Source organism: Enterobacter sp. SCRI0065 (genome assembly GCF_059766475.1).
The window spans coordinates 104,436-111,251 of sequence record NZ_JCBAJB010000011.1 but is presented as its reverse complement, the minus strand read 5'-3'; the positions used below and the strand labels follow the sequence as shown (position 1 = coordinate 111,251).

Genomic DNA, 6,816 nt, shown 5'->3' with positions numbered 1-6,816 from the left:
GCCTGGCGGCTTTAGCGCGGTGGTCCCACCTGACCCCATGCCGAACTCAGAAGTGAAACGCCGTAGCGCCGATGGTAGTGTGGGGTCTCCCCATGTGAGAGTAGGGAACTGCCAGGCATTAATTAAGCGAAAAGGCCATCCGCAAGGATGGCCTTTTTGCGTATTTAAAACAAAATAAAAACAAGCCTAACGGCCTGCCATCCATTCCTCAATAAAGCTCGCTATCTCATTAACATCATTCAAATTTAGAACCGTTACATCAAGCGGCAGTTCAATGTCGCTGGCCACTGCAATAACATGCTCATCCAGTGCCAATTCGCTGACGTCATGCCCAGCATCGCTTCTAAAAAGCAAAATCTTAGCCACTGACTCATGCTTAAAGCCTTCAACCAGCACTAAATCCAGCGATGAATGATCCATACGGCTTACTAGCCAGGCTAGATCCAGTGGTGATTCATCGGGGGTTTCTGTCATTAATGCCCACCGTTGATCGCTGGCAACCAGAGTTTGAGCGGCTCCAGCTTTACGCAACTCATAGCTATCCTTGCCAGGTTTATCGACATCCATATTGTGGTGAGTATGCTTGATTAACCCCGGGCGGATATGTCGGGCACAAAGTACGGGAATAAGCTTTTTCAAGAGCATGGTTTTCCCGGTACCGCTCCATGCGGCAATAGCCAGAACAGGCTTCATCTTTTCTCCTGCAAAGATTGCAAATCTTCAGTGCTATTCACGTTGATAAAAGCTGATGTTAAATCACTGAAATCGACTGAATGTCCCCCTGACTGGCGCATGAAGACCATCACACGTCGCTCACCTGATAGCAGATAATCCTCTAATTTTGAAATTAACGTCTTATTAATCAATGTGATAGTGGGGTGATCGCGCTCCCCGTCATACACCCAGACTACTGGAGCACTTTGTTGCTGGTCGATCAGTCTTTCAACAAGACAGGCAGGAATAAAGGGGGTATCGCAAGGGCAAAAAACAAACCATTCACTATCGGATTGCTGCATAACAGAGAGCATACCGGCCAGGGGACCTGGAAATTCGGCCAACGTATCCTGATAAACGGTGTATCCGCTTTGCTGATAAGTATCGATATTGCGATTAGCACTGATGACGATTTCCTTCACTTCACCTTGAAGCGCATCGGCGACATGTTGCCATAAAGGTTTGCCGTGCAGTTCCTGCAATCCCTTATCTTTCCCGCCCATACGTGTCGCTCTTCCACCTGCCAGTACGACTCCGGTAATTTCTCGGCACTTATTCACCAATATCGCCTCTTTTAATGTGGGATTGACCCTGATAACGTATCTCTCTCAATGAAAGGAGCACCATCATGAAATGTAAACGCCTGAACGAAGTGATTGAACTTCTCCAGCCAGCCTGGCAAAAAGATCCAGAACTCAATTTGATCCAATTTTTACAGAAACTGGCGAAAGAGTCAGGTTATGACGGTGAATTGACGGACCTTTCTGACGACATCCTGATCTATCATCTCAAAATGCGTGATTCTTCAAAAGATGCAGTCATCCCCGGTATTCAGAAAGACTATGAGGATGATTTTAAAACCGCATTACTGCGTGCTCGCGGGGTAATTAAAGAGTAAAAGCTTGTAAGAGGCGCCACCGAAGTCGCTGTTAAATGATATCCTAAATTATTCGTATATTTTCCGGATGATCGGATGAACGACCAGGCTTTTACTTTTCAGACGCTACACCCGGATACCATTATGGATGCGCTGTTCGACCAGGGCATTCGAGTGGATTCCGGGCTTACCCCGCTAAACAGCTATGAAAATCGCGTATACCAATTCCAGGATGAGGATCGCCAGCGCTTCGTTGTTAAATTCTATCGCCCTCAACGTTGGTCAGCTGAGCAAATTCAGGAAGAACATGACTTTACGCTCGATCTGTTGAGCGATGATGTCCCTGTCGCAGCACCTATTCAATTTAATAATCAAACGCTGTTAACGCATAAAGGTTATTACTTTGCGGTGTTCCCAAGTCTGGGTGGCCGTCAATTTGAGTCCGATAATATCGATCAGATGGAATGGGTCGCTCGGTATTTGGGCCGAATCCACCAAACGGGCCGCAAAAAAGCGTTTAGCGCCCGTCCTACTATCGGTATTCAGGAATATCTAACCGATCCTCGTCAGGTTTTTGAAACCTGCAATCTCATTCCAGCTTCATTGAAAGCCAATTTTCTCAAAGCAACAGATGCACTTATTGATGAAGTCACTGTGCGTTGGGATGATAAAGCAGAAACGCTACGCCTCCATGGGGACTGCCATGCCGGTAATATTCTTTGGCGAGATGGGCCATTATTTGTCGATCTCGATGATGCCCGCATGGGGCCCGCTGTTCAGGATCTGTGGATGCTCCTGAATGGTGATAAAGCCGAACAGCGTATGCAGCTTGAAACCATTATTGAAGCTTATGAAGAGTTTAGTCCCTTCAATTCAGACGAAATTGCCCTGATTGAGCCTTTACGCGCGATGCGTTTTGTATATTATCTCGCATGGTTAATCAGGCGTTGGGACGACCCTGCATTTCCTCGAAACTTCCCGTGGCTTACGGGGGAAGACTACTGGCGCAGCCAGACAACCACATTTATTGAGCAGGTTAAGGTTCTCAAAGAACCTCCACTGCAATTAACGCCAATGTATTAATCGGACACATCAGGAGAAAGTTGATCATGAAAAAAATATGGCTGGCGCTGGCAGGCGTAATATTGGCATTTAGCGCATCTGCTGCTCAATTCAGCGATGGCAAGCAGTTTACTACGCTGGAAAAGCCGGTTGCCGGTGAACCTCAGGTGCTTGAGTTTTTCTCATTCTATTGCCCACACTGCTATCAGTTTGAGGAAGTTCTGCATGTTTCCGATAACGTGAAGAAAAAGCTCCCTGAAGGCACCAAAATGACTAAATACCACGTCGAATTCTTAGGTCCTTTGGGCAAAGATTTGACGCAGGCATGGGCAGTAGCGCTCGCGCTGGGTGTGGAAGACCAAATCACTGCACCTATGTTTGAAGCAGTACAGAAAACTCAGTCTGTTCAGACGGTTGCCGACATCCGCAAGGTGTTTGTAGATGCTGGTGTTAAAGGTGAGGATTATGACGCGGCATGGAACAGCTTTGTTGTGAAATCCCTGGTTGCGCAGCAGGAAAAAGCCGCTGCCGATCTCCAGCTCCAGGGCGTACCAGCCATGTTTGTTAACGGAAAATACCAGGTTAACCCTCAAGGCATGGATACCAGCAGTATGGATATCTTCGTACAGCAGTATGCTGATACGGTGAAACATCTGGTCGAGAAGAAGTAAAAGTGAAAACGCCGGTCAATGACCGGCGTTTTTATTTACAGATTTCATCGCTTCTATTTGTATACCTTTCTCATTCCAGAGCGCATTCGGTCACAGCTGGAATCGACGTTTAAAACCCCTATCATTAATAATGAACTTTTTCAATTGCTTAAGTGGTATTAACGACCGGGTTAAACACGGTGGGCGCCGACTTTAATAGAAAAGAAGATGAGAGAGGGTGCTTTCATACGGTGATCATGTGCAATCGTCAGCTCAACAGAGTATTTATCTGCAAAACCCTATTAGACGCGTCTTATATCCACATAGAGTAAATAGTCATCACATGGGAATATATCGACACGATCGTTTTTCAACCCCATGAAAGATAAGGATAAATAAAAGATCTTAAAAATAATAGTGACTAGATTATTCATACGCGATGAAAGTATGCACAAAGTTATCCACAATTTTAATTTGCGAGCGATCCCGACGATCGCAAAATGTTTACCTGATTTAGGCGCTAAAAACTGATGTTTTCATCCTTCTGTGGCATCCTTTAGCCATAAATTGATTAAAGGCACGGACATTATGGTTCAGATCCCAGAAAACCCTCTTATTCTCGTCGACGGCTCCTCTTACCTGTATCGGGCGTATCATGCGTTTCCTCCTCTGACCAACAGCGCAGGGGAACCCACCGGCGCGATGTACGGCGTGCTGAACATGCTGCGAAGTCTGATCCTTCAGTATCAGCCTTCGCATGCCGCGGTCGTCTTTGACGCAAAGGGTAAAACCTTCCGCGATGAACTGTTTGAAGATTACAAATCTCATCGTCCTCCTATGCCGGATGATTTGCGTGCGCAAATCGAGCCGCTGCATACCATGGTTAAAGCGATGGGCCTGCCTTTGTTGGCAGTTTCTGGCGTTGAGGCTGACGATGTTATCGGTACGCTCGCTCGCGAAGCAGAAAAGCTTGGCCGCCCGGTACTGATAAGCACCGGTGATAAAGACATGGCGCAATTGGTTGCGCCAGGCATAACGCTGATAAATACCATGACCAACACTATTCTTGGTCCGGAAGAAGTGGCCACTAAATACGGCGTGCCGCCAGAGCTTATTATCGATTTTCTTGCCCTGATGGGTGACTCCTCCGATAACATTCCAGGCGTACCCGGTGTGGGCGAGAAAACAGCTCAGGCACTTCTGCAAGGCCTGGGGGGATTGGATACGCTATATGCTGAAATGGACAAAATTGCCGGTCTGACCTTCCGTGGTGCCAAAACCATGGCTGCTAAGCTTGAGCAAAGCAAAGAGGTGGCTTACCTCTCCTACAAACTGGCGACCATTAAAACGGACGTCGAGCTGGAACTCACCTGCGAGCAGCTGGAAGTCCAGCAACCCGCAGACGATGAGCTGCTGGGCCTGTTTAAGAAGTATGAGTTCAAACGCTGGATCGCAGATATTGAAGCCGGAAAATGGATGCAGGCGAAAGGCGCAAAAACGGCTGCTAAGCCAAAAGAGACGATCGTTGTCGATGCTGAAAGTGAAGTGGAAGAAGAAGCTACGGCGTTATCGTCTGAGCATTATGAAACCATTCTTGAAGAAACGCAGCTGATCGCCTGGATTGAGAAACTGAAAAAAGCACCGGTCTTTGCATTTGATACCGAAACGGACAGTCTCGATAATATCTCAGCTAACATGGTCGGACTCTCATTTGCGGTGGAGCCAGGCATTGCCGCGTATGTGCCTGTGGCTCATGATTATCTGGATGCACCAAATCAGATACCTCGAGAACGCGTACTTGAGCTACTCAAACCTCTTCTTGAAGATGACAAAGCGCTCAAGGTTGGACAAAACCTCAAGTTCGATCGTGGAATCTTGCAAAATTATGGTATCGAACTGCGTGGTATTGCTTTCGACACTATGCTTGAATCCTACATTCTGGATAGCGTCGCGGGTCGTCATGATATGGACTCGCTATCCGATCGCTGGCTGAAGCACAAGACCATCACCTTCGAAGAGATTGCTGGAAAGGGTAAAAATCAGCTGACGTTTAATCAGATTGCCCTTGAAGAAGCGGGTCGCTATGCGGCGGAAGATGCTGATGTCACGCTGCAACTGCATCTGAAAATGTGGCCCAAGCTGCAAAAGCTGGAAGGGCCGCTGAACATTTTCGAGAACATCGAAATTCCGCTGGTGCCTGTCATTTCTCGCATTGAGCGCAATGGCGTCAAAATCGATCCAGCAGTGCTGCATAAGCATTCTGAAGAAATTGCTATTCGCCTGAATGAACTTGAGCTCAAAGCGCATGAAATAGCGGGTGAAGCATTTAACCTGGCCTCCACTAAGCAACTGCAAACTATTCTGTTTGAAAAGCAAGGTATCAAGCCGTTGAAGAAAACCCCGGGTGGCGCGCCTTCAACCTCTGAAGAGGTACTGGAAGAACTCGCGTTAGACTATCCGTTACCCAAAGTGATTCTGCAATATCGCGGCTTAGCGAAGCTCAAATCGACCTACACCGACAAGCTGCCGCTGATGATCAATCCAAAAACAGGGCGCGTGCATACCTCCTACCATCAGGCGGTGACGGCGACCGGACGTTTGTCCTCCACCGATCCTAATTTGCAGAATATCCCGGTTCGCAGCGAAGAAGGCCGCCGTATTCGCCAAGCGTTCATTGCCCCGAAAGATTATCTGATCGTTGCCGCTGACTACTCGCAAATCGAACTGCGCATTATGGCGCACCTCTCGCGCGATAAAGGCTTGCTGGCTGCCTTTGCTGAAGGGAAAGATATCCACCGCGCAACCGCTGCGGAAGTATTTGGTCTGCCACTGGATAGTGTGACCAACGAGCAGCGACGCAGCGCTAAGGCGATTAACTTCGGTTTGATCTACGGAATGAGCGCATTTGGCCTTTCACGTCAGTTGAACATCCCGCGCAAAGAGTCGCAGAAGTACATGGATCTTTACTTTGAACGTTACCCTGGCGTCCTTGAATACATGGAGCGGACGCGCGCGCAGGCGAAGGAGAAAGGGTACGTCGAAACGTTAGACGGTCGACGCCTCTACCTACCGGATATCCAGTCCAGCAATGCCGCACGTCGTGCTGGTGCTGAACGTGCTGCAATCAACGCACCGATGCAGGGTACGGCAGCAGATATCATTAAACGTGCAATGATCGCCGTTGATGCTTGGCTGGAAAAAGATAAACCACGTGTAAGCATGATCATGCAGGTTCACGATGAACTGGTATTCGAAGTGCATCACGAAGACCTGGAAAAAGTCTCCAAAAAAATTCATGAACTCATGGAAAGCAGCATGAAACTAGACGTGCCATTGCTGGTGGAAGTGGGAAGCGGTGAAAACTGGGATCAAGCTCACTAAGTGTTCAATGAATGACTCGCTGTTTCTGTAAGTAAGCAACATAACCGACGATATTTTGTGACGGTCATTAGATTTACCTATGTAAAGAGTGAAAAAAAACTACAAAAAGTGCTTTGTCCAGCGATAAAAAAA

At 47.7% G+C, this 6,816-nt stretch carries 6 protein-coding genes and 1 rRNA gene; 5 read left to right on the top strand and 2 right to left on the bottom strand.

Features of this window, described 5'->3' with window-relative positions; genetic code table 11:
* Position 1 precedes the first annotated feature (1 nt).
* A 5S ribosomal RNA gene (gene rrf, locus AC6EMZ_RS21030) occupies positions 2–117 on the top strand.
* Positions 118–186: 69 nt separating this feature from the next.
* Here rrf and mobB read toward each other — a convergent pair.
* Both mobB and mobA read right to left on the bottom strand, forming a co-directional pair.
* Positions 187–693 (bottom strand): molybdopterin-guanine dinucleotide biosynthesis protein MobB, encoded by a 507-nt coding sequence (mobB, locus tag AC6EMZ_RS21025; RefSeq protein ID WP_498404776.1) that lies wholly within the window; start codon positions 691–693, stop codon positions 187–189.
* On the bottom strand, positions 690–1,274 hold the full coding sequence (mobA, locus tag AC6EMZ_RS21020; RefSeq protein WP_498404775.1) for a molybdenum cofactor guanylyltransferase MobA: 585 nt from the start codon (positions 1,272–1,274) through the stop codon (positions 690–692). The genes mobB and mobA overlap by 4 nt, the downstream gene beginning before the upstream one ends.
* 68 nt (positions 1,275–1,342) lie before the next feature.
* On the opposite strand from mobA, the gene AC6EMZ_RS21015 reads away from it, so the two are divergent.
* From AC6EMZ_RS21015 to polA, 4 genes are all read left to right on the top strand, one after another.
* On the top strand, positions 1,343–1,612 hold the full coding sequence (locus AC6EMZ_RS21015) for a YihD family protein (protein ID WP_498404774.1): 270 nt from the start codon (positions 1,343–1,345) through the stop codon (positions 1,610–1,612).
* Between the two features lie 75 nt (positions 1,613–1,687).
* Positions 1,688–2,674, top strand: a complete 987-nt coding sequence (locus tag AC6EMZ_RS21010; protein WP_498404773.1) for a serine/threonine protein kinase — start codon at positions 1,688–1,690, stop codon at positions 2,672–2,674.
* Positions 2,675–2,700: 26 nt separating this feature from the next.
* Positions 2,701–3,324, top strand: coding sequence for a thiol:disulfide interchange protein DsbA (gene dsbA / locus AC6EMZ_RS21005; RefSeq protein ID WP_498404772.1), 624 nt, complete (start codon positions 2,701–2,703; stop codon positions 3,322–3,324).
* A 567-nt stretch (positions 3,325–3,891) separates the two neighbouring features.
* Positions 3,892–6,684, top strand: coding sequence for a DNA polymerase I (gene polA, locus AC6EMZ_RS21000; protein ID WP_498404770.1), 2,793 nt, complete (start codon positions 3,892–3,894; stop codon positions 6,682–6,684).
* The last annotated feature ends 132 nt before the right edge of the window (positions 6,685–6,816 follow it).

Excerpts from the sequence above, each read along its gene's own strand:
- AC6EMZ_RS21010 (WP_498404773.1), top strand. The coding sequence starts at position 1,688 with ATGAACGACCAGGCTTTTACTTTTCAGACGCTACACCCGGATACCATT.
- mobB (WP_498404776.1), bottom strand. The coding sequence starts at position 693 with ATGAAGCCTGTTCTGGCTATTGCCGCATGGAGCGGTACCGGGAAAACC.
- dsbA (WP_498404772.1), top strand. The coding sequence starts at position 2,701 with ATGAAAAAAATATGGCTGGCGCTGGCAGGCGTAATATTGGCATTTAGC.
- polA (WP_498404770.1), top strand. The coding sequence starts at position 3,892 with ATGGTTCAGATCCCAGAAAACCCTCTTATTCTCGTCGACGGCTCCTCT.
- AC6EMZ_RS21015 (WP_498404774.1), top strand. The coding sequence starts at position 1,343 with ATGAAATGTAAACGCCTGAACGAAGTGATTGAACTTCTCCAGCCAGCC.